Annotated in this window: 22 protein-coding genes, 1 tRNA gene and 1 pseudogene; 10 read left to right on the top strand and 14 right to left on the bottom strand. The window is 62.2% G+C overall.

Going from position 1 to position 20,920, the window contains the following annotated elements:
- Position 1 precedes the first annotated feature (1 nt).
- Positions 2-751 (bottom strand): transporter substrate-binding domain-containing protein, encoded by a 750-nt coding sequence (locus BN1188_RS04490; RefSeq protein WP_052469152.1) that lies wholly within the window; start codon positions 749-751, stop codon positions 2-4.
- 456 nt (positions 752-1,207) lie between these two features.
- Here BN1188_RS04490 and gabP point away from each other — a divergent pair, with 456 nt between their 5' ends.
- The gene (gabP, locus tag BN1188_RS04485) at positions 1,208-2,602 is read left to right on the top strand and encodes a GABA permease (RefSeq protein ID WP_040260166.1); all 1,395 of its coding nucleotides are present in this window, start codon (positions 1,208-1,210) and stop codon (positions 2,600-2,602) included.
- 75 nt (positions 2,603-2,677) lie between these two features.
- Here gabP and BN1188_RS04480 read toward each other — a convergent pair whose 3' ends face one another.
- From BN1188_RS04480 to BN1188_RS04455, 6 genes are all read right to left on the bottom strand, one after another.
- Complete coding sequence (locus BN1188_RS04480) at positions 2,678-2,998, bottom strand: hypothetical protein (protein WP_040260165.1); 321 nt, start codon at positions 2,996-2,998, stop codon at positions 2,678-2,680.
- 103 nt (positions 2,999-3,101) lie between these two features.
- A complete protein-coding gene (locus BN1188_RS04475) occupies positions 3,102-3,545 on the bottom strand; it encodes a hypothetical protein (protein ID WP_040260164.1) in 444 nt (147 codons plus the stop codon).
- Between the two features lie 96 nt (positions 3,546-3,641).
- Positions 3,642-3,717 (bottom strand) — tRNA-Phe (locus BN1188_RS04470).
- A gap of 89 nt (positions 3,718-3,806) precedes the next feature.
- The gene (locus BN1188_RS04465) at positions 3,807-4,079 is read right to left on the bottom strand and encodes an oxidative damage protection protein (RefSeq protein WP_040260162.1); all 273 of its coding nucleotides are present in this window, start codon (positions 4,077-4,079) and stop codon (positions 3,807-3,809) included.
- Positions 4,076-5,143 (bottom strand): A/G-specific adenine glycosylase, encoded by a 1,068-nt coding sequence (gene mutY, locus BN1188_RS04460; RefSeq protein ID WP_040260161.1) that lies wholly within the window; start codon positions 5,141-5,143, stop codon positions 4,076-4,078. Before mutY ends, BN1188_RS04465 begins: the two co-directional genes overlap by 4 nt.
- The gene (locus BN1188_RS04455) at positions 5,140-7,359 is read right to left on the bottom strand and encodes an AsmA family protein (protein WP_040260160.1); all 2,220 of its coding nucleotides are present in this window, start codon (positions 7,357-7,359) and stop codon (positions 5,140-5,142) included. Before BN1188_RS04455 ends, mutY begins: the two co-directional genes overlap by 4 nt.
- Positions 7,360-7,713: 354 nt before the next feature.
- Here BN1188_RS04455 and BN1188_RS04450 point away from each other — a divergent pair, with 354 nt between their 5' ends.
- The 5 genes from BN1188_RS04450 to hisF all read left to right on the top strand — a co-directional run bounded on the left by BN1188_RS04450 (position 7,714) and on the right by hisF (position 12,480).
- A complete protein-coding gene (locus tag BN1188_RS04450; protein WP_040260158.1) occupies positions 7,714-9,372 on the top strand; it encodes an OFA family MFS transporter in 1,659 nt (552 codons plus the stop codon).
- 150 nt (positions 9,373-9,522) lie between these two features.
- Entirely contained in the window at positions 9,523-10,116 is a 594-nt protein-coding gene (gene hisB / locus BN1188_RS04445; protein WP_040260157.1) for an imidazoleglycerol-phosphate dehydratase HisB, read from the top strand.
- A complete protein-coding gene (hisH, locus tag BN1188_RS04440; protein WP_040260154.1) occupies positions 10,116-10,754 on the top strand; it encodes an imidazole glycerol phosphate synthase subunit HisH in 639 nt (212 codons plus the stop codon). The genes hisB and hisH overlap by 1 nt, the downstream gene beginning before the upstream one ends.
- A 123-nt stretch (positions 10,755-10,877) precedes the next feature.
- On the top strand, positions 10,878-11,615 hold the full coding sequence (hisA, locus tag BN1188_RS04435; protein WP_040260153.1) for a 1-(5-phosphoribosyl)-5-[(5-phosphoribosylamino)methylideneamino]imidazole-4-carboxamide isomerase: 738 nt from the start codon (positions 10,878-10,880) through the stop codon (positions 11,613-11,615).
- Positions 11,616-11,709: 94 nt separating this feature from the next.
- On the top strand, positions 11,710-12,480 hold the full coding sequence (hisF, locus tag BN1188_RS04430; protein WP_040260152.1) for an imidazole glycerol phosphate synthase subunit HisF: 771 nt from the start codon (positions 11,710-11,712) through the stop codon (positions 12,478-12,480).
- A gap of 139 nt (positions 12,481-12,619) precedes the next feature.
- Here the strand turns inward: hisF and BN1188_RS04425 are convergent, their stop codons facing one another.
- The 4 genes from BN1188_RS04425 to gpmI all read right to left on the bottom strand — a co-directional run bounded on the left by BN1188_RS04425 (position 12,620) and on the right by gpmI (position 17,641).
- A complete protein-coding gene (locus BN1188_RS04425) occupies positions 12,620-13,387 on the bottom strand; it encodes a divergent polysaccharide deacetylase family protein (protein ID WP_040260151.1) in 768 nt (255 codons plus the stop codon).
- 1 nt (position 13,388) lies between these two features.
- A complete protein-coding gene (locus BN1188_RS04420; protein ID WP_040260149.1) occupies positions 13,389-14,711 on the bottom strand; it encodes a S41 family peptidase in 1,323 nt (440 codons plus the stop codon).
- A 38-nt stretch (positions 14,712-14,749) separates the two neighbouring features.
- Positions 14,750-16,018 carry a murein hydrolase activator EnvC family protein gene (locus tag BN1188_RS04415; RefSeq protein ID WP_040260148.1) on the bottom strand — a complete coding sequence of 423 codons (1,269 nt, stop codon included), beginning with the start codon at positions 16,016-16,018 and terminating at the stop codon, positions 14,750-14,752.
- Between the two features lie 87 nt (positions 16,019-16,105).
- Complete coding sequence (gene gpmI / locus BN1188_RS04410; protein WP_040260147.1) at positions 16,106-17,641, bottom strand: 2,3-bisphosphoglycerate-independent phosphoglycerate mutase; 1,536 nt, start codon at positions 17,639-17,641, stop codon at positions 16,106-16,108.
- A gap of 192 nt (positions 17,642-17,833) precedes the next feature.
- On the opposite strand from gpmI, the gene BN1188_RS04405 reads away from it, so the two are divergent.
- The 3 genes from BN1188_RS04405 to secB are packed head-to-tail and all read left to right on the top strand — an operon-like array spanning position 17,834 to position 19,024.
- Positions 17,834-18,247: a rhodanese-like domain-containing protein gene (locus BN1188_RS04405; protein ID WP_040260145.1), complete on the top strand. Its 414-nt coding sequence runs from the start codon at positions 17,834-17,836 to the stop codon at positions 18,245-18,247.
- A 2-nt stretch (positions 18,248-18,249) separates the two neighbouring features.
- Entirely contained in the window at positions 18,250-18,501 is a 252-nt protein-coding gene (gene grxC / locus BN1188_RS04400; RefSeq protein ID WP_040260144.1) for a glutaredoxin 3, read from the top strand.
- Between the two features lie 37 nt (positions 18,502-18,538).
- The gene (gene secB, locus BN1188_RS04395; protein WP_040260143.1) at positions 18,539-19,024 is read left to right on the top strand and encodes a protein-export chaperone SecB; all 486 of its coding nucleotides are present in this window, start codon (positions 18,539-18,541) and stop codon (positions 19,022-19,024) included.
- 77 nt (positions 19,025-19,101) lie between these two features.
- Here secB and BN1188_RS04390 read toward each other — a convergent pair whose 3' ends face one another.
- From BN1188_RS04390 to trmL, 3 genes and pseudogenes are all read right to left on the bottom strand, one after another.
- Complete coding sequence (locus BN1188_RS04390; protein WP_040260142.1) at positions 19,102-19,416, bottom strand: helix-turn-helix domain-containing protein; 315 nt, start codon at positions 19,414-19,416, stop codon at positions 19,102-19,104.
- Positions 19,417-19,779, bottom strand: a pseudogene (locus BN1188_RS04385) (toxin).
- Between the two features lie 62 nt (positions 19,780-19,841).
- Positions 19,842-20,297 (bottom strand): tRNA (uridine(34)/cytosine(34)/5-carboxymethylaminomethyluridine(34)-2'-O)-methyltransferase TrmL, encoded by a 456-nt coding sequence (gene trmL, locus BN1188_RS04380; RefSeq protein WP_040260140.1) that lies wholly within the window; start codon positions 20,295-20,297, stop codon positions 19,842-19,844.
- Here trmL and BN1188_RS04375 point away from each other — a divergent pair.
- Complete coding sequence (locus BN1188_RS04375) at positions 20,296-20,742, top strand: hypothetical protein (protein ID WP_040260138.1); 447 nt, start codon at positions 20,296-20,298, stop codon at positions 20,740-20,742. The genes trmL and BN1188_RS04375 overlap by 2 nt on opposite strands.
- Positions 20,743-20,920: the final 178 nt, after the last annotated feature.

Here is a 20,920-nt window from a genome sequence, read left to right as displayed (position 1 = left end):
CTCAGCGAATGCTGAAGGGGAAATACTTGTCGTTGATCTTCTTGTAGGTGCCATCGGCAATGATGTCCTTCAACGCCACGTTGAGACGCATGCGCAGTGGGTCGTTCAAGCGCGTGGCAATGGCGATCTGATCACTGTCGATAACCGGTTGCCCTTTGAGTTCGAAGTTGCGACCTGCCTCGGTGCGTAGCCACTCGTAGCCCGAATACTTGTCGGCCAGGGCGCCGTCGATCTGCCCTGTGGCCAGCGCCACATAGAGCTCATCCTGGGTAGGGAAGGTGCGGATGATGGCCGGATCCGCCGCGTTGTTCTGCAACCATGTAGCTGCCAGGGTGCCTTCCTGAGCGCCGAGGGTCTTGCCCATCAGGCTGCCGGAGGTACCGTCCAGGTCGCTGGTGGTCGCTGCGATGAATTGGAGCTTGTTGGTGTAGTAGGGGTCGGTAAAGTCCACCAGCTGTTTGCGCTCTTCCGTCACCGAAAGAGACGAGATGAGAAAGTCGTAATGGCTGGCGTTCAGGTCTGGAATCAGGCTTTCGAAATCGGCGGTAACGATCTCGCATTCAACCTTCATCTTGGCGCACAGCGCCGCGCCGATATCCGCATCGAACCCGACCACCTGCCCGCTGGCGTCAGTGTCGTTGAACGGGGGGTGGCCACCCTCCATACCCATGCGCAACTTGTCGACCGCATGAGCAGAGATGCAAGAGACAGCCAGGACGCAAGCGAGCAGCGGAGCGAAACGCAGAGCCATGAAATGAAAACTCCGGGGGAAGCGAGCAGGAAGGGTATAGCTTCGACAACGTTTATCGCAGAAACATCACGTGCTCCAGGCATCGGGCTGTGACATTTTTTTCCACGCACAAAACGGCAAAGTCCTTGGAAGGTTGTACTGGCGTACCACCAAAATCCACACAGTGGTTGCACCACCCTGGAGCGAAGGGTGTTACCTGTCGGGCCAAAACAGGGCAGATCGGTGTTGCGGGCTGAGTATCTCGGTAATACTTTTGTCATGCTGCGACAAAAAGCCCTATTGCTCAACTGCTTGCAGTTTGGGCCACAGCGCCGTTGGTCCAAGGGTTTGAACTATTTTGCATCAATTTGGCGCGCTTCTTGCGTAAAATAAATCCAACGGTACGTTGCTTCTCTCAAACAGCGGCAGGGTTTGAACGCAGTCGCCGGTCGAATCGCTTTCTCGGAAGGTAAACCTATGAGCAGTCTTCAAAACACAAGCGGGCTGGCCCAAGGGCTGAAAACCCGTCATGTGACCATGCTGTCCATCGCAGGGGTCATTGGGGCCGGTTTGTTCGTCGGCTCTGGCCACGCTATTGCTGAGGCCGGGCCGGCCGTGCTGCTGGCTTATGCCGCTGCCGGTACCCTGGTGGTGCTTGTCATGCGAATGCTGGGCGAAATGGCCGTGGCTTCGCCCGATACTGGTTCGTTCTCCACCTACGCCGATCGCGCCATTGGCCACTGGGCTGGCTTCACCATCGGCTGGTTGTATTGGTGGTTCTGGGTATTGGTTATCCCGCTGGAGGCCAACGCCGCCGCGGCGATCCTGCATGCCTGGATACCGGACGTGCAGGTTTGGGTGTTCGCCCTGATCATCACCGCCGTGCTTACGGTGACCAACCTGTTCAGCGTGAAGAACTATGGTGAGTTCGAGTTCTGGTTCGCGCTGCTCAAGGTCATCGCGATCATCGCTTTCATCGTGGTGGGCCTGGGCGCTGCGTTCGGCTTCGTGCCGGGCAGTCAGGTCAGCGGCTTCAGCCATCTCACCGATACCCAAGGCTTCATGCCTAACGGGCTGGGCGCCGTCGTCGCCGCCATGCTCACTACCATGTTCTCTTTCATGGGCACCGAGATCGTGACCATCGCCGCCGCTGAATCCCGCGACCCGGGTCGTCAGATCTCCAAGGCGACCAACTCGGTGATCTGGCGTATCTGCCTGTTCTACCTGGTGTCCATTTTCCTCGTGGTAGCCCTGGTGCCGTGGAACGACCCCACTCTGCCGAAACTGGGCTCTTACCAGACTGTGCTGAACCTGATCGGTGTGCCTAACGCCAAGCTGATCGTGGACATCGTGGTACTGATTGCCGTGACCAGCTGCCTGAACTCGGCGCTGTACACCTCTTCGCGCATGCTGTTTTCCTTGAGCAAGCGCGGCGATGCCCCCCAGGCCGCGCAGCGCACCTCCCGGGCCGGCACGCCCTACATGGCAGTGATCCTGTCCACCGCGGCCGCTTTCCTGGCGACCTTCGCCAATTACGTCGCCCCGGCTGCCGTGTTCGACTTCCTGTTGGCCAGCTCGGGTGCCATCGCCCTGTTGGTGTACCTGGTCATAGCCTTCTCGCAACTGCGCATGCGTCGCCAGGCTGAAGCCCGTGGCGAGCCGCTGACCTTCAAGATGTGGGCCTTCCCTGGGCTTACCTACCTGGTGATCCTGTTCATCATCGCCGTGCTGACCGTGATGTTCTTCCGTGAAGATCACCGCATGGAAATCTTTGCCACCGGCCTGTTGGCGATTGGTGTCGTGGCTGCTGGTTTGATCGTGGATCGTCGCCGCAAGGCCGCCGGCCATGGCAGGACCGTCCTGGGGAGCTAACCGCTCCGGCTACAAAGAAAAAGGCCGCTACCTGGACAGGTAGCGGCCTTTTTCTTTACTCACACAACGACCGCTTTACCAGCGAGGAGGGCCATCGAAGCGCCGGCCTTCCCCGTGGCGATCCCAGGGGCGATGCGGTGGCGGAGGCGCCGGCTGGTAATACACCGGTTGGGGAGCTGGTACATACATCACCGGTTGCGGCCGCGGTGCATAACGCGGCTCATGAGGGTGGTGGTGCCCATTGTTATCCCAATTGGTGGCGATGAGAGCGCCTACCGCAGCACCGGCGATCACCGGAACGACCAAGTCACGTTCGTCGGCGCTGGCGCTGCCAGCCGCTCCAGCGGCTACCAGGCAGGCGCTAAGCAGTGCGGCTTTGGTCAACTTCGCAAACATGGGTATCTCCTTCCAGCGCCGGTCAGGTGGCGCCATGGACGTATGAAACACCCTGGGCGTGTAAAGTGCTGTCTAGAGAAGGTAAAGGTTCGGTAAGCCGGTTTCAGGGCTGGTTGGCCACGTCGTCCGCCGCAGCCTGGTAGGCCTGCATGAACTCTGGACTCTCGATGCGGATCATGGCCTGGTCTTCATTCAGCCCATGGTGCTTTTCGTAGTAGGCCACCCAGAGCGAAACGACCAGGTCGGTAACGTCTTCCTCTGAATAGTTCTCCACCACAAGCGGCAGGGGCGACTCTTTGAAGAACGCGCGCGCGACGGCCTCGAGCCCCTCGGGTTCAGCTGCGGCCATGTCGTCGAAAAGGTCGTCGAAGGCGCCCAGTTCAAGCCCGTCCACGAAGAATTCTTCCATGCTGATGAATTCAGGGGAGAGCGCGTCCGGGTTGGTTTCGGTGGAGGCCGCGGCCTGGTTGTTGCGCAGGATGCGGTTCTGCCGAGCCTTGGCCGAGGCGCGCTTGTGTTTCTTCTGCTGCTTGCGAGGGGAGGACATGGGCGGGCTCCTGGCGAGGGTCGAACGAAGCGTTATGAGCGTAGCGCAGCCAATAAAAAACCCCTGAATCTTTCGATTCAGGGGTTTTGGTATTAGTGGTGCCCAGGGACGGAATCGAACCGCCGACACGGGGATTTTCAATCCCCTGCTCTACCAACTGAGCTACCTGGGCAACGGGGCGCATTAAACGGGTTTTTCAGGTTGGCGTCAAGCGCCGATTCAAAAAAATTTTAATCATTACCGTCGCTTACGCCAAAACCCTCATTCCGAGGGCGGCACGTAGCCTTCGGCCTGGGCGTAGTCCTCGCCGGAAAGGTACTTGTCCATCTCCGCCTGAAGGAACTTGCGGTCTTCGGCGTTCATCATGTTCAGGCGGCGTTCGTTGATCAGCAGCGTCTGGTGCTTCTGCCAGTCGGCCCAGGCCTTCTGCGAGACGTGCAGGTATATGTCCTCGCCCTTGGCGCCAGGGTAGGGCGGGCGCTCCAGGCCGGGAAGTTCCTCTTTGTATTTGCGGCACATCACGGTGCGGGTCATGGGGTGTCTCCTGCGTGCATGGCATCGGCCGCGCGCTCGAGCAGCGTTTTCACCGGGGCGGCAAGGCCCAGGCGCGGCGGGGTGGCGAGGTTATACCAGAGCCAGTCGGCCTCGGCCACGTGGCTGCCCTGGCTGCTGACGCGCACCAGCCAGGGCGCGATGCTCAGTTGGAAGTGACTGAAGGTATGGGTAATCCCGGCCAACGCCTGGCTGTCGAGCAGGCGCAGATCATGCTGGGCAACCAGGTGCTCGATATCGGCGAAGCTGTCCAGCTCCGGCAGGCTCCATAGCCCACCCCAAAGGCCTACGGACGGACGCCGGTAGAGCAGGATGTCGCCGGCCTCGTTGACCAGCAAGGGCATGAGGGTTTGCCGCTGTGGCAGCGCCTTGCGCGGCTTGGGGGCCGGGTAGCGGGTTTCCTCGCCCAAGAGATGGGCGCGGCAGTCGGCGCGCAGGGGGCATAGCAGGCAACTGGGGCGGCTGCGGGTGCACAAGGTGGCGCCCAGGTCCATCATCGCCTGGGTGTAGTGGTTCACTCGTACCTGAGGGGTATAGCGTTCGGCGGCTGCCCAGAGGGCATTGGCCACCTTGGGCTCGCCAGGATAGCCGGCCTGGGCGGTGTAGCGCGCCAGGACCCGCTTGACGTTGCCGTCCAGGATAGGCGCGCGCAGGCCCATGCTGATGCTGGCGATGGCGCCTGCGGTGGAACGGCCGATGCCCGGCAGGCTTTCCAGCAGGTCCGGGTCTTGGGGAAACTCACCGTCGTAGTCCGTCACGACGATTTTCGCCGCTTTTTGCAGATTGCGAGCACGGGTGTAATACCCTAGCCCGGTCCACAGGTGCAGCACCTCGTCCTCGGTGGCCTCGGCCAGATGTCGAACCGTCGGCAATGCGGCCATGAAACGGTCGAAGTAGTTCAGCACGGTGCTGACCTGGGTCTGTTGCAGCATGATCTCCGACACCCACACCCGATACGGGTTGATGTCTTGCTGCCAAGGCAGGTCATGGCGCCCGTGACGGTCGAACCAGGTCAGGACGGCATCGGAAAATTGCTCAGGGGTCATCGCTTGAGCAAGCCCTTGAGCGCATCTTTGAGCTCAGGGCTTACCTTGTCTCCCAATTTGTCTTCGATCTTTTCTTCGACCCGGTTGCGTACCGCCTGGACGGCGACCTGGCCGAGGCCGTCGCGGTCTACCCGGCAAGCCCGGGCACCCAGCTCGAGCGGGCCGCGGCAGCGTATCGGCAGTTCCAGGTTGGCGAAACGATCATTCACTTGGCAGGCCGGATCGGCCATGTTGCCGCTTTCACCTTCCACCACCACACCCACGCGATAGTCCATGCCAAGCACGCGCAGGTCGATATCACCATTGCCGCTCACCCGCAGGCCGGGAATGCTGGCCTTGAGGTCGGGGTTGCTGGCCAGGCCCTTGTGAATGCTCAGGGTGCCGTCCAACCGCTGGAAGGGCGTATCGCGGCCGCGTGGCTCGCTGGTGAGGGTCTTGCGGTTGAGCAAGGCGATGCCCTGGCACAATTGCTGCTCGAGGTTGGCATTGACCAGCACACCGTTGTCCAGGGCGAAGCGGCCATTGCCGTCCAGGCTTTCGACCAGGGCCTTCTGGCTGTTGCCGCTGCCGTTCAGGGTAGTGTTCAAGGTCAGCAAGCCGCGCACTGGCGGCTGGGCTGTATGTGCCGCGAGCACGGTTTCCACGGGTACCTGGTCAAGCTGGGCGGTCAGGTTGGCCCGGGGGGAATCAGCGCGCACGTCCAGGCTGCCATTGGCCTTGAAGCTGCCTTGCCCCACCTGACCACTGAGGTCGTCCAGCTTCAGCAGGCCGCCCTGGCCGCTCGCCGTCAGACGGGCATTGTCGATTGGCAGCTTTTGCAGAACGAGTTGGCCAAGGCTCAGTTCCGCTTGCAAGTCGATGCCGCGAAGTCGCTCGACCGGGAACAGCCGGTCGTCGCTCCAGGCCTGCCGGCCAGGCGCCTCTGGCAGGGGAGAATCGGCTTTGCCCATGGCCGCCGCCTCAGTGCCCTGGACCTCGGCCTGGCGGGCCGCGGTGGCGCCTCGCGCTTGCTCGCTCTCTCCCGGCAGGTAACGATCCAGGTCCAGTCGGTCTCCGCCAAGCTTGATCCGCACCGCCTGGGCGGCGATGTCTTCCAGGGCGATGCGGCCATTCAGGGTGCTGCCATCGAGCTTGATGGTCAGATCCTCCAGCGCCAGGGCGTTTCGATTGCCCTGCAGGCGGCTGACCACTTCAACCTGGGTCAGTGCGGTGGCATCGGCGGTAGCCGGTACCGGCTGGCCAATACCGGCCAGGAAGGCTCGCACGTCCAGCTGGGCGACCGACAGGGCACCGCTGAGCTGAGGCGTTGAATCCAGGTCTCGCAGATGGAGTTCACCCAGGGCGCGGAACTGGTTGGCGGAAAGCTTCAGGTTGTTCCAGTCGATGACCTGCGCCGCCAGGTCCGCCAGTAGCTGGCCCTGGGCCGAGAACGTCAGGGTTTGCCCTTGCAGGGGCGCGCCAGAAAGGTCGCCGCCCAGGCGCATGTCCTCGAATTGATAACGCTGCACCGATGGGTCGAAACGCAAGGTGCCCTTGAGTTCGGTACGTGCTCGCAGCTCGGGTTGATTGGTGCCCAGGAAGGCAGTCAGGGTAACGGGGACATCTGTACCGGTATGCACGGCGCCGGTGCTGAGCTGGATGCTTTCGGCAGTGAAACTGCGGCCGCTTTGCTCGTCTGTGTAGGTTACCCGCCCGTTGTTCAGGGTCAGGCTGTCGATATCCAGTTTCAGCTGGCGGCGAGGTTGCGAGGGAGCAGGCGCTTGCTCAGAGGCGCTTCCATTGTCAGCCGTGACAGGCGTGCCTTGGGCGGGCAGCGGTTTGCCGATGTCTTCCCAGTTGCCATGGCCTTGGGCGTCGCGGTCAAGGCTCAGTTCCAGGCCTTCGACCCGCACATCGCTCATCTGCACTTCACGACGCAACAAAGGCAAGACCCGTACCGACAGGCCCAGCAACTGGAGATTGGCGAAAGGCGCTTGCGGTTGCGCCAGCGTCGCCACGCTGGCGTCATGAAGTTCCAGGCCCAGCCAGGGGAACAGGCTCCAGCCGATATCACCGTTAAGGGTCAGTTCTATATGGGCCTTGTCGCGGACCAGGGCGCGGATCTGGTCTTTGTAGTCGTTGGGATCGAAAAAATGGGTCAGGGCGAAGCCTAGAGCCACGAGGATCAGCAACAACCCGAGAAGGCCCAGCCCCAGGATTTTGCCGAACGTTTTCATGGGCGGGTCCTTTAGTCCAAGTCGTAGTGGCGCGAGTATACCGGTTTGCCATCTCTGGCGCGGCTCCGACGAGGCGGCATGTAACCATTCCCTTACAGTCCGGCTCCCGGTTCTCCAGCAGGGCTGTGAACCAGGCCACGGGCCGACAAAACGGGGTGTCAGTTTGCTTCCACTGACATAAACAAGTGGTAATCTTCGCCCGTTTCAACTTTGTGCGGCAGTTTGTCGCGTTTTCCAGAGCGTTGCCGATAAGACGACCAGCGGCCATTGGAGCGCGAAGGTCGGGTAGCGATCCGGGCACCAGGTATGCACTGGTGTAACGGCCGCGTGCCAATCACAACTTAGGGGTAGTACATGACTCAACATTCGACTGGGGGGAACGCGGCCGAGCGGCCGGGCTTCCTGTCCAAGGAACGCATCATCGCCAAGCCAGGGTTCAACCGCTGGCTGGTACCACCGGCCGCGCTGGCCATCCACCTGTGCATCGGCATGGCCTACGGCTTCTCGGTGTTCTGGTTGCCGTTGTCCAAGGCCGTGGGCATCACTGCCGCGGCCGCCTGCCCAGCGGACATGGGCTTTTTCAGCCAGATCTTCGCCTCCGATTGCGACTGGCCGATCTCCATGCTTGGCTGGATCTACACGCTGTTCTTCATCTTCCTGGGCTGCTCCGCGGCCGTCTGGGGTGGCTGGCTCGAACACGCCGGCCCGCGCAAGGCTGGCGTGGTATCCGCGCTCTGCTGGTGTGGCGGCCTGGTGATCTCGGCTCTGGGTGTCTACACCCACCAGATCTGGCTGATGTGGATAGGTTCGGGTGTCATCGGTGGCATCGGCCTGGGCCTGGGTTATATCTCGCCCGTTTCGACGCTCATCAAGTGGTTCCCGGACAAGCGCGGCATGGCGACCGGCATGGCGATCATGGGCTTCGGTGGTGGCGCCATGGTGGGCGCGCCCCTAGCCACCGCGCTGATGTCGCATTTCGCCACGCCTACCAGCGTGGGCGTATGGCAGAGCTTCCTGGTGATGGCGGCCATCTACTTCGTGTTCATGATCGGTGGTGCCTTGAGCTACCGCGTGCCACCGACCGGCTGGAAACCTGAGGGCTGGACCGCGCCGGCGAAGAAAGCCGGTAACGGCATGATCACCGACCGCCATGTGCATGTGAGTGTGGCCTGGAAAACCCCGCAGTTCGCTCTGGTATGGCTGGTACTGTGCCTGAACGTATCGGCCGGTATCGGCATCCTCGGCATGGCCTCGCCGCTGCTGCAGGAAGTGTTCGCCGGCAAGCTGCTGGGCACCAACCAGTCCTTCAGTGAGCTCAATGCCGCGCAGCTGGCGCAGATCGCCGCCATCGCCGCTGGTTTCACCGGCCTGCTGAGCCTGTTCAACATTGGCGGCCGCTTCTTCTGGGCCTCGTTCTCCGACTACATTGGCCGCAAGTACACCTACTTCGTGTTCTTCACCCTGGGCGTGGCGCTCTATGCGCTGGTCCCGAACCTCGGCCACCTGGGTAACGTGGCGCTGTTCGTGGCCGCGTTCTGCGTGGTGCTGTCCATGTACGGCGGCGGCTTCGCCACTGTGCCCGCCTATCTGGCGGACCTGTTCGGCACGCAGATGGTGGGCGCCATCCATGGCCGCCTGCTGACCGCCTGGGCCGCGGCGGGCGTGCTCGGCCCGGTGCTAGTGAACTACCTGCGCGAATACCAGCTGAGCATCGGCGTGGAACGCGCTGCGGTGTATGACATCACCCTGTACATCCTGGCCGGCCTGCTGGTGCTGGGCTTCATCTGCAACGCGCTGATCCGCCCGGTAGCCGACAAGTACTTCATGACGCCGGAGCAGCTGGCCGCCGAGCGTGCCCTCAGCCACGACAAGACCGCCAACGGTTCCACCGTGCTGGAGTGGCGTGCCGCGCCCGGCAGCCTGCCGATGGTCATCGCTGCCTGGCTGGCCGTGGGCATTCCGCTGGCGTGGGGCGTGTTGATCACCCTGCAGAAGACCGCCGTGCTGTTCTGACAGGTTCGCCTGAGTCGAACACCAACCCCGCCCTGGGCCTGGCCCCGGGCGGGGTTTTTCGTTTCTTCGTCGCGCTCGGCTTCATGCGGTCGCCGGGATGGGCCTATAATGTCCGCCTTTTTCGCTGAATGATTGTTTGCGGAGCTGGTGATGATCGAACGTAAGGCGTTCGTCGAGCGCAACACCCTGGAAACCCAGATCAAAGCCTCGATCAACCTGGATGGCACTGGCAAGGCCCGATTCGATATCGGCGTGCCTTTCCTTGAGCACATGCTCGACCAGATCGCCCGTCACGGGCTGATCGACCTGGATATCGAATGCAAGGGCGACCTGGCCATCGACGACCACCATACCGTTGAGGATGTCGGCATTACCCTGGGCCAGGCGTTCGCTCGCGCCGTGGGCGACAAGAAAGGCATCCGTCGCTACGGCCACGCCTATGTACCTCTGGACGAAGCCCTGTCGCGCGTGGTGATCGACTTCTCCGGCCGGCCCGGCCTGCAGATGCACGTGCCCTATACCCGCGCCGTGGTCGGCCGCTTCGACGTGGACCTGTTCCAGGAGTTCTTCCAGGGCTTCGTCAACCACGCCCAGGTCACCCTACACATCGACAACCTGCGTGGGCACAACACTCATCATCAGATCGAAACCGTGTTCAAGGCCTTCGGCCGCGCGCTGCGCATGGCCGTGGAGGTCGACGAGCGCATGGCCGGGCAGATGCCTTCCACCAAGGGTGTACTCTGATGCAGACAGTAGCGGTGATCGACTACGGCATGGGCAACCTGCACTCGGTGGCCAAGGCCCTGGAACACGTCGGGGCGGGCAAGGTGCTGGTCACCAGCGACGCGGCGGTGATCCGCGAGGCGGACCGCGTGGTCTTCCCAGGCGTGGGCGCCATCCGTGACTGCATGGCGGAGATCCGCCGGCTCGGCTTCGACAGCCTGGTCAAGGAAGTCAGCAAGGATCGCCCCTTCCTGGGCATCTGCGTGGGCATGCAGGCGCTCATGGAGCGCAGCGAAGAGAACGACGGGGTGGACTGCATCGGCCTGTTCCCGGGCCAGGTACGCTTCTTCGGCAAGGACCTGCACGAGGCCGGCGAGCACCTGAAAGTGCCGCACATGGGCTGGAACGAGATCGAACTGCCGGTTGATCATCCTTTGTGGCACGACATTCCCAACCGCGCCCGCTTCTACTTCGTGCACAGCTATTACATCGAGGCTGGCAAGCCTTCCCAGGTCGTTGGCCGCGGCCACTATGGCAAGGACTTCGCCGCCGCCCTGGCCGAGGGCTCGCGCTTCGCGGTCCAGTTCCACCCTGAGAAAAGCCATACCCATGGCCTGCAGTTGCTGCAGAACTTCGTTGCCTGGGACGGGCGCTGGTAGAACCACAATCACAAGCTGTAAGCGGCAAGCCCTGTAAGCGCAGGGCTTGCCTGCGCTCGGGCTTCAAGGCGCACGCAAGCGTGGCGCCCACGGCTCAGTGTCAATTCCGAAGGATTCCAGAAAATGCTGATTATCCCTGCTATCGACTTGAAAGACGGCGCCTGCGTGCGCTTGCGCCAGGGGCGGATGGAAGATTCCACGGTGTTCTCCGACGACCCGGTGAGCATGGCCGCCAAGTGGGTGGACGGTGGTTGCCGCCGGCTGCACCTGGTGGACCTCAACGGCGCCTTCGAAGGCCAGCCGGTCAACGGTGAGGTAGTCACCGCCATCGCCAAGCGCTACCCCCAGCTGCCGATCCAGATCGGCGGCGGCATCCGCTCGCTGGAAACCATCGAGCACTACGTCAAGGCCGGCGTCAGCTATGTGATCATCGGTACCAAGGCGGTGAAGCAGCCTGAGTTCGTGACCGAGGCCTGCAAGGCCTTCCCAGGCAAGGTCATCGTCGGCCTGGATGCCAAGGACGGCTTCGTCGCCACCGACGGCTGGGCTGAAGTGAGCAGCGTGCAGGTCATCGACCTGGCCAGGCGCTTCGAAGCCGACGGCGTAGCCGCCATCGTCTACACCGATATCGCCAAGGACGGCATGATGCAAGGCTGCAACGTGCCTTTCACCAAGGCATTGGCCGAAGCGACGCGTATTCCGGTCATCGCATCGGGTGGCATCCACAACCTGGGGGATATCCAGGCGCTGCTGGACGCCAAGGCCCCCGGTATCGTCGGTGCCATCACCGGCCGCGCGATCTACGAAGGCACCCTGGATGTGGCCGAGGCTCAGGCGTTCTGCGATAACTACCAAGGCTAAGCGTCACTTACTCCTGTAGGCGCGGCGCTTGCGCTCGCTGTCAGGCCTGGCGCGGGCAAGCCTTGCGCCTACAGCTGAGACAAAGGAGGCCCCCATGGCCCTAGCAAAACGCATCATCCCTTGCCTGGACGTGGATAACGGTCGAGTGGTCAAGGGCGTCAAGTTCGAGAACATCCGCGACGCGGGCGACCCAGTGGAAATCGCCCGTCGCTACGATGAACAGGGCGCGGACGAAATCACCTTTCTGGACATCACCGCCAGCGTCGATGGCCGCGATACCACCCTGCACACAGTGGAGCGCATGGCCAGCCAGGTGTTCATCCCCCTGACCGTAGGCGGCGGCGTGCGTACCGTTCAGGATATCCGCAACCTGCTCAACGCCGGGGCGGACAAGGTCTCGATCAACACTGCGGCTGTCTTCAACCCCGAGTTCGTCGGCGAAGCCGCGGCACGTTTCGGATCTCAATGCATCGTAGTGGCGATCGATGCCAAGAAGGTCTCCGGGCCGGGCGAAACGCCCCGCTGGGAAATCTTCACGCACGGCGGGCGCAAGCCTACCGGCCTGGACGCGGTGGAATGGGCCATGAAGATGGAAGGCCTGGGCGCGGGGGAGATCCTGCTGACCAGCATGGACCAGGATGGCATGAAAAACGGCTTCGACCTGGGCGTTACCCGGGCCATCAGTGACGCCTTGGGCATCCCGGTCATTGCCAGTGGCGGTGTGGGCAACCTGCAGCACCTGGCCGACGGCATTACCGAGGGCCATGCCAGCGCCGTATTGGCCGCGAGCATCTTCCACTTCGGCGAATACACCGTGCCCGAGGCCAAGGCCTTCATGGCTGCCCAGGGAATCTGCGTTCGCTGACGTTCACGAGCTGCGCCCGTCTCCTGCATGTATTCTCGTGTAGGAGGGGGGGGGCGAAGCTCCCCGAATACTCGGCTTCGAAGGACTGTTCCCCAGCTGGCGCTGGGTCCCACGGGAGTTCCTGCAATCGTCCAGGGGGCTACAGGTCCTTGGAATAGACCCCGTCCTTGCCGTGGCCCGACATGGCGCGGTTGCTGCGTTCGCCGATCATCTGGCGAATGCTGATCATCTCGATACCGCGTGCCTTGAGGGTGGGCAAGGCATGCTCCAGCACATCCAGCGTCTGCGGGTAGGGGTGGCCGATCACCACCGCCGAGCCTTGCTTGTCAGCCAGCGCGACGGCGTGCTCCAGTTGCTGCGCGATCGCTTCCGGTGTGCGCACGTCATCCAGGAAGACATCCCGAGACACGCTGGCCAGGCCGATGGCCTGGGCCTGGGCAGCCGCCTGGGTCGCCGCGCTGGTACGGCTGTCCACCAGGAACAACCCACGCTGCTGGAGCTCCTTGGCCAGAAGCGCCATGGCGTCCGCCTGGGCGGTCATCCGGCTGCCTTCGTGGTTGTTCAGCCCGGCGGCGAAGGGTACTGCCTTGAAGGCCGCCGCCAGGCGTTCACGTAGCTGGTCCGCCGAGAGACCCGGTTGCCAGGCAAATGGGCCGCCTGCCGGGTCCATGGGCATGTGCACGATCACCGTCTTGCCGGCTTTGTGGGCCTGTCGCGCGAATTCGGCCGCATGGGGCGTATCAGGCATCACCGCCAGGGTGACGGGGCCAGGCAGGGCAAGCGCGCGGCTATCGCGAGAAGGCGTCTGCCCCAGGTCATCGATGATCAGGCTCAGATAGGCCGGGTTCGCCGTGGCCTGCCCTGTCCAGGGCAGGACAAGCAGGCAGGCCAGAAGCCAAGGCTTCATGTCAGTTGCCGCGGGTAACCTTCAGGCCCTTGAGCAGGTTCAGGGCCTGGCTGAGCTGGAAGTCATCGTCCTGAGGGCGCGCTTTCCTGTCCGCGGGGCTGCTCGGGGTCGGGCGATCGGCACCGCCGTTGCCATTGCCCAGATGACCTTGCAGGTCGGCTTCCTTGAAGCTTTCCGAATCCTGCTCGCGGGTGATCTTGGCGCGGCGCACTTCTACATCCGGCACGATACCCTGGGCCTGGATCGACCGCCCATTAGGCGTGAAGTAGAGCGCCGTGGTGAGTTTCAAGGCACGATCGTTGTTCAGGGGCAGCACGGTTTGCACCGAGCCCTTGCCAAAGCTGTCGGTGCCCATGAGCACGCCACGCTTCTGGTCCTGCAAGGCGCCAGCGACGATTTCCGAAGCCGAGGCACTGCCGCCGTTGATCAGTACCACCAGGGGCACGCCCTCGCTGGCATCGGCCGGGTCAGCGTTGAAGCGCAGCTCGGAATTGGCGATACGGCCCTTGGTATAGACGATCAGACCATGGGTAAGGAAATGATCCGCTACCTCCACGGCCGATTGCAGCACGCCGCCGGGGTTGTTGCGCAGGTCAAGGATCAGGCCGTTGAGCTTCTTGCCGTTGTCCTTGCGCAGCTTGGCCAGTGCCTTGCCCACCTCTTCGCCAGTCTTGACCTGGAACTGGGTGATCCGAATATAGCCGTAGCCGTCTTCGAGCAACTGCGCTTTCACGCTCTTGACCTGGATGATGGCGCGGGCAAGGGTAACGTCGAAGGGGTTGCCGCCATCACGCACCAGGGTCAGGGTGATCTTTTCCCCGACCTTGCCGCGCATCCTGTCCACCGCCTCGTTCATGCTCTGGCCGCGAGTGGGCTGGCCATTGATCTTGACGATCAGGTCACCAGCCTCGATGCCGGCCCGGCTGGCCGGGGTGTCGTCGATGGGCGAAACCACCTTGATGAAGTTGTCCTCGACGCCTACTTCGATCCCCAGACCGCCGAATTCGCCGCTGGTACTTTCCTGCAGCTCGGCGAAGTCTTCAGGGCCCAGGTAGGCCGAGTGCGGGTCGAGGTTGCTGAGCATGCCCTTGATGGCATTCTCCAGCAGGGTCTTGTCATCCACCGGCTCAACGTAGGCTGCCTTGATGCGGTCCATGACTTCGGCGAAGGTCCGCAGTTCGTCCAGCGGCAATGGCGCTTTCGCCGCGGGCACGGTAGCCGGGCTCGCGGCTGGCGTGCTGGCGGCCGGCTCGGCGGCGTTCGCCAGGGGCGCAGCCATTACCAGGGCAAAGGCCAGCATGGAAAGGCGGAAGGATTGCAGCATCTCGAACGAACTCCTGATCCTGTTTGAGCAGCGCCGCATCAACCGCGGCACCATTGTGCAGGGTCGGTGGCCCGACCTTGCTGGCGAATGGCGAAATAGAGCGCGGGCGTATCCTGGCCCCCGCTGGTGCCCACCGTGGAAATGGCTTCTCCAGCCTTGACCACGTCCCCGGCACTCTTGAGCAGCGTCTGGTTATGTCCGTACAGGCTCAGGTAGCCGTTCCCATGGTCGAGAATCACCAGCAGGCCAGCGCCACGCAGCCAGTCCGCGAATACCACACGACCGCCATGTACGGCATGCACCGCGCTTCCGGCGGCTGCCCCGATCATCACGCCGTCCCAGCGGGTGCGTTCATCATCGCGGGTTTCACCGAAGCGCGCCAACAATCGACCATCGACAGGCCATGGAAGTTTTCCACGAGCGGCGGCGAAAGCGCCGCCGAAGGTCTCGCCAGTGCGTACGCTGAGCTGCGGCTGGGCCTTGCGTGGCGGTGGTGGGGTATTGCTTGCCTGGGCGGCCTCACGCTGCTTGCGCTCTTCTTCCTGTTGCGCCAACAGTGCCTTGCGCCGGGCTTCCTCGGCCTCACGGGCCTGGCGGGCAAGGGTTTCCTCAATGGTGGCAAGTACCTTTTGCAGGTCTGCCTGATCTTGCTGGCGCTGCTGCAGCTTCTGGTCGCGGGCCTTGTAGTCATCGTTGAGCTTGGCCAGGGCCGCCTGACGGTCCTTGCGCACGCTGTCGAGCTGGGCCCGCTGCTCATCGAGGTTGCCTTGTTGCACCAGCAACTGGGCCTGTTGCAACTGGATGTTCTTCTCCACCTCGGCCAGCTGACGCAGGGTTTCGTTGAACGCCTTGAGCTGATCGAGCCGAGCCTTGCTCAAGTAGTCGTAATAGGTAAGCGTGCGCGTGAATTGCTCAGGGTTCTGCTGGTTGAGCAGCAGCTTGAGGTATTCCTGGCGGCCGCTTTGATAAGCGGCGCGTGCCTGGATGCCAATCAGCTTTTGCTGTTCAAGGCGCGAACTCTGGAGTTTTTTTTTCTGGGTTTCCAGCCGCTGGAGCTCGCTCTCGGTGTCCTTGAGCTGCTGCTGAAGCTGGTCTACCTGTTTCTGCAGCTTGCCCATCTCCACTTCAGTGCCGCGCAGGTCCTTCTGCACGTCGGCGCGCGCCTGCTGAAGCTGGGTCAGCACCTTTTTCAACTCGGCAATGTCTTGGCGGGTCGCTTCGATCTGCTGCTGCGTTTGGCTGCGGTCGTCGGCGTAGGCGGGAAGCGTCAGGGCGGCGAGGGCAAGAAAGGCAAGGGTGCGGAGCATTGGTGGAGGGTCACCGAAGAAAGAGGGGCCTAGTATGCCCGGCGAGGCTGGCAAGCAAAAGGGCGCGCCATGCGCGCCCTCGAATGATCAGGCCTCGACCAGGATGGAGGTGCCGGTCATTTCCTCGGGCTTTTCCAGGCCCAGCAGCTCGAGCATGGTAGGCGCCACGTCTGCCAGCACACCGCCCTCGCGCACCTTCAGCGGGCGTTTGCCCACATAAATGAAGGGTACTGGCTCGGTGGTGTGGGCCGTATGGGCCTGGCCGGTGGATTCGTCCTCCATCTGTTCCACGTTGCCGTGGTCAGCGGTGATCAACGCTTCGCCGCCGACTTTTTCCAGCGCCTGGGCGATACGGCCCACGCAGGTATCCAGGCATTCCACCGCCTTTACCGCCGCTTCGAAGATGCCGCTATGGCCGACCATGTCGCCGTTGGCGTAGTTGACCACGATCACGTCATAGCGCTGGTGCTCGATAGCGTCGACGATCCTGTCGGTCACTTCCGGCGCGCTCATTTCCGGCTGCAGGTCGTAGGTGGCGACCTTGGGCGAAGGAATGAGAATGCGCTCTTCGCCCTCGAAGGGTTCTTCACGGCCGCCGGAGAAGAAGAAGGTCACGTGGGCGTATTTTTCGGTTTCGGCGATCCGTAGCTGTGTCTTGCCATTCTTGGCCAGGTATTCGCCTAGCACGTTGTTCAGGCTGCTGGCGCCGAAGGCCGCGGGGGCGGGGATCTTGGCCGAATACTGAGTCAGCCCCACATATCCGGCCAGCTTGGGCTGGCGCTTGCGCTCGAAGTCGGCGAAATCGTTTTCCACGAAAACGCGGGACAGCTCGCGGGCGCGGTCGGCACGGAAGTTCATGAACACCACCGCGTCGCCATCTTCCACCCGCACAGGCTCGCCCACGGTGGTGGCCTTGACGAATTCGTCGCTCTCGCCGCGCTCGTAGGCGGCCAACAGGCCTTCCTGAGCCGTGGCGGCGTGATATTCGGCGGTGCCGTCGACGATCAGGTTGTAGGCAGCGCTGACCCGATCCCAGCGGTTGTCCCGGTCCATGGCGAAATAACGGCCGATCAGGCTGGCGAAGCGGCCCTTGCCCAAACGCTGGAAGGTGCTTTCCATCAGGGCAAGGGAGCTTTCAGCGCTCTTGGGCGGGGTGTCGCGGCCATCGAGGAAGGCGTGCAGGTAGATGCGCTCGGCGCCCTGGCGCGCCGCCAGCTCGACCATGGCCACGATATGGTCCTGGTGGCTATGCACACCGCCGTCGGAGAGCAGGCCCATGACGTGCACGGCCTTGCCCGCGGCGACGGCCTTGTCGACCGCCGCGCAGATGGTGGGGTTGTGGAAGAACTCGCCGTCCCGAATGGCCTTGGTGACCCGGGTGAAGTCTTGATACACCACACGACCGGCACCGAGGTTCATGTGGCCCACCTCGGAATTGCCCATCTGGCCGTCCGGCAGGCCCACGTCCATGCCGGAGCCGGAAATCAGCCCATGGGCATGGGTTTGCAACAGCCGGTCCAGATTGGGCTTTCTGGCGGAGAAGACGGCGTTGTATTCATGGCTATCGCTATGCCCGAATCCGTCCAGGATGATCAGGACCAGAGGTTTCGGCGTGGCTGTCATGGTTCCCACTCGCGGCTGTCAGAGGATAAAGGAAGTATCTTAGGTCAATTCGCCCCGCCTTGAATATCGAAGCGCGCTGCTGCAGACCTCGCAACCCTTGCCCGGTTCCATGAAACAGGCGCCCGGTGGGCTTTGGCCGCGCCCGACCGCTGTGTATACTGGCCGCCATTTTTCACGCTCTGGAAGCTGTCGATGGTCGCTCACTTGCTGGAATTCGCCACCAATCACTACCTGCTCGTTGGTCTTTTCATCATTCTGCTGGTACTGCTGCTGGTGCTTGAAAGCAGCCGGGGCGGGCGCAGCCTTAGCCCGCGTGAGCTCACCGCGCTGGTCAACGCCGACAAGGCCGTGGTCATCGACATCCGCGCCAAGAAGGATTTTGCCGGTGGTCACATCGTGGACGCCGTCAACATTCCCCAGGACAAGCTCCAGGCCCGCGCCGCGGAGCTGGACAAGCACAAGGGCAAGACCCTCATCATCGTAGACGCCATGGGCCAGCATGCCGGTGCGGTGTGCCGTGACCTGCTCAAGAGCGGCCACACCGCCGCCAGGTTGGCTGGCGGTGTGTCCAGCTGGCGCGCCGACAACCTCCCCTTGGTGAAGTGACCATGCCCCGGATCGTCGTTTATTCCAGTGACTGGTGCCCCTATTGCACCCGAGCCAAGGCCTTGCTGGCCAGCAAAGGTGTGGACTTCGAGGAAGTCCGCGTCGATGGCCAGCCCCAGCTGCGCGCCGAAATGACCAGGAAGGCGGGGCGTACCTCAGTGCCGCAGATCTGGATCGATGACCTGCACGTGGGCGGCTGCGACGATCTCTATGCGTTGGAGCGGGCAGGCAAGCTGGACCCGCTGCTGCGCTGAAAACCTACCCTACCGAATGCTACAGGAAGGACCTGCCATGACCGATCAAGCTACCAACAGCGCAGCCAACGAAGAAGCCGAAGGGCCTCAATTCTCTTTGCAGCGCATCTATGTTCGCGACCTGTCCTTCGAGGCGCCGAAAAGCCCCGCCATTTTCCGCCAGCAGTGGGAGCCCAGCGTTTCCCTGGACCTGAATACCCGGCAAAAGGCCCTGGACAGCGACTTCCATGAAGTGGTCCTGACCCTTTCGGTTACCGTGAAGAATGGCGAGGAAGTAGCCTTCATCGCTGAAGTGCAGCAGGCCGGCATCTTCATGATCAAGGGCCTCGACGCCGCTGCCATGAGCCATACCCTTGGCGCGTTCTGCCCCAACATCCTGTTCCCCTATGCCCGGGAAACCCTGGACAGCCTGGTAACCCGTGGCTCCTTCCCGGCTCTGATGCTGGCACCGGTCAACTTCGATGCCCTGTACGCCCAAGAGCTGCAGCGGATGCAGGAAGCTGGCGAAGCGCCTCAGGCTTGAGGACCAGCGAAACGCCCTTCGGGGCGTTTCCAGGGTATCAGTGGTTTATCACGAACAATCTGAAGACTACAAACAGGTTAAATAGCCTCCAAGCGCTGCAACATATCTGGATATTTCTCAACAAGTTTCAGAAGCATAGCAGCATGGGCGTTAGGCTTTGCCTTGTCTTGCTCCCAGTTTCTCAGGGTCGCCGGCTTCGTCCGGATATGTCTGGCGAATACTTCCTGTGACATGTGATGGCTTTCACGTATGGCTACGATCTCGGTCGAGCTGAGCTTGGGCGCATCGGCCATGATGACGTGGTGCTGGCGTAAAGTTATCTTGCCCTCACGATGTGCCCGCATCTCGCCAATCCCGTCCATCATTTCAGAAAAAAGATTACGTTCTTTCATCTACTTATCCTCACTGGCTAAGCCTTGATGCCTACATGAGACTTCTTGAGAAATGGCTTGCTTAAGCATTTTTTCCTGAGTTGGTGTTAGGTTTTCCAGCTCGTCTTTATCGTAAATAGCAAACATCCAGATCTGCATATCGGACTCGAGCCAATAGTAGATGACTCGAAGGCCACCACGTTTTCCTTTGCCACGGCGATCATCAGCCCAGCGGAGCTTCCTGAAGCCGCCGGTTCGAGGCATCAGGTCACCAGCCTTCGGATGGCGCTACATATACTGTTGAAGCTGCCGATATTCATCTTCGCGCAGGTAATGCATGACCGTTGCGGTGAAAGTAGACGTCTCGAAAAATATGGCTTCCATTGCCTGAACTATACGCAACCTGCTCACGCTTTTGAAGCCTGTGGGATGTGCTCTTGGGCGCGTTAAGCGAACCCCTGTTGCCGCCAGGCCTCGTATACCGCAATGGCGACGGTATTGGAAAGGTTGAGGCTACGGCTGTTGGGGCGCATGGGCAGGCGCAGTCGGTATTCGCTGGCAAAGCTGTCCAGTACATCCTGGGGCAGGCCGCGGCTTTCCGGGCCGAACAGAAAGGCGTCTCCAGGCTCGAAGCGTATGCCGTGGAAAGGCTGCGAGCCTTTGGTGGTGAAGGCGAACACCCGCGGCTGGCCGAGGCTGGCCAGGCAGCTGGCAAGGTCCGCATGGCGCTGTAGAGGCGCATACTCATGGTAATCCAGGCCGGCACGGCGCAGGCGCTTGTCGTCCAGTTCGAACCCCAGGGGCTCGATCAGGTGCAACTGGCAGCCACTATTGGCGCAGAGCCTGATAACGTTGCCCGTATTGGGTGGAATTTCCGGTTGAAACAGGATGACGTGAAACATGCGCGGCTCCGATACAAACGACGGGCAGCATTCTAACGCCGAAGCGCTGCCGCCACGATCCACCTTCTGGCCGCGCTTTCTCGGCGCACTGGCCCTGCTTGGCCTGCTGGTGGGCATGATGATCGGTAAGCTGGTAGACCCGGGGCGTAGCGTCTTCGATCGGGTGGAGCTGCTTGCCGGCGGTGAAATGAACCTCTGGTTCGACCACGCTCCTCAGGTACACGGGGAGATGGTGGACGGGACGGTGGCTATTCTTTTCGATGCCAGCGGGCCACAGTTGCAGGGCCAGCTGGAGCTGCAAGGCCGTCAGGCCAAGTGGACGTTGCGCCACACCGAGCAAGGGCTGCTACTGAGTATCATCGCGGCGCGCCAACTGAGGGCCAAGTGGGAAGGTGCCGAGGTGGACGGCCGCTGGAGGCTGCACGTCAGCCTCCAGGACGAATAAAAGAGGGAAGCCCCGGCCTGCCTGTACCAAGGTCCCCGAAAGGGGCGGGCTTCGGCATGGCGCCTGGCCCGGTGTAAAGAAGGAGCAGCAGCCTGCCTGTACCGCTGCCCCTGAAAAAAAGGCCCGTCTGCAACGGCGCCCTGGTGTAAAGAGGGGAACCCCGGCCTGCCTGTACCAA

The organism is Pseudomonas massiliensis (assembly GCF_000826105.1).
Taxonomy (GTDB): Bacteria; Pseudomonadota; Gammaproteobacteria; order Pseudomonadales; family Pseudomonadaceae; genus Aquipseudomonas; species Aquipseudomonas massiliensis.
Note: the sequence above shows the minus strand (reverse complement) of the source record. Positions and strands in the feature narration are given on the sequence as shown.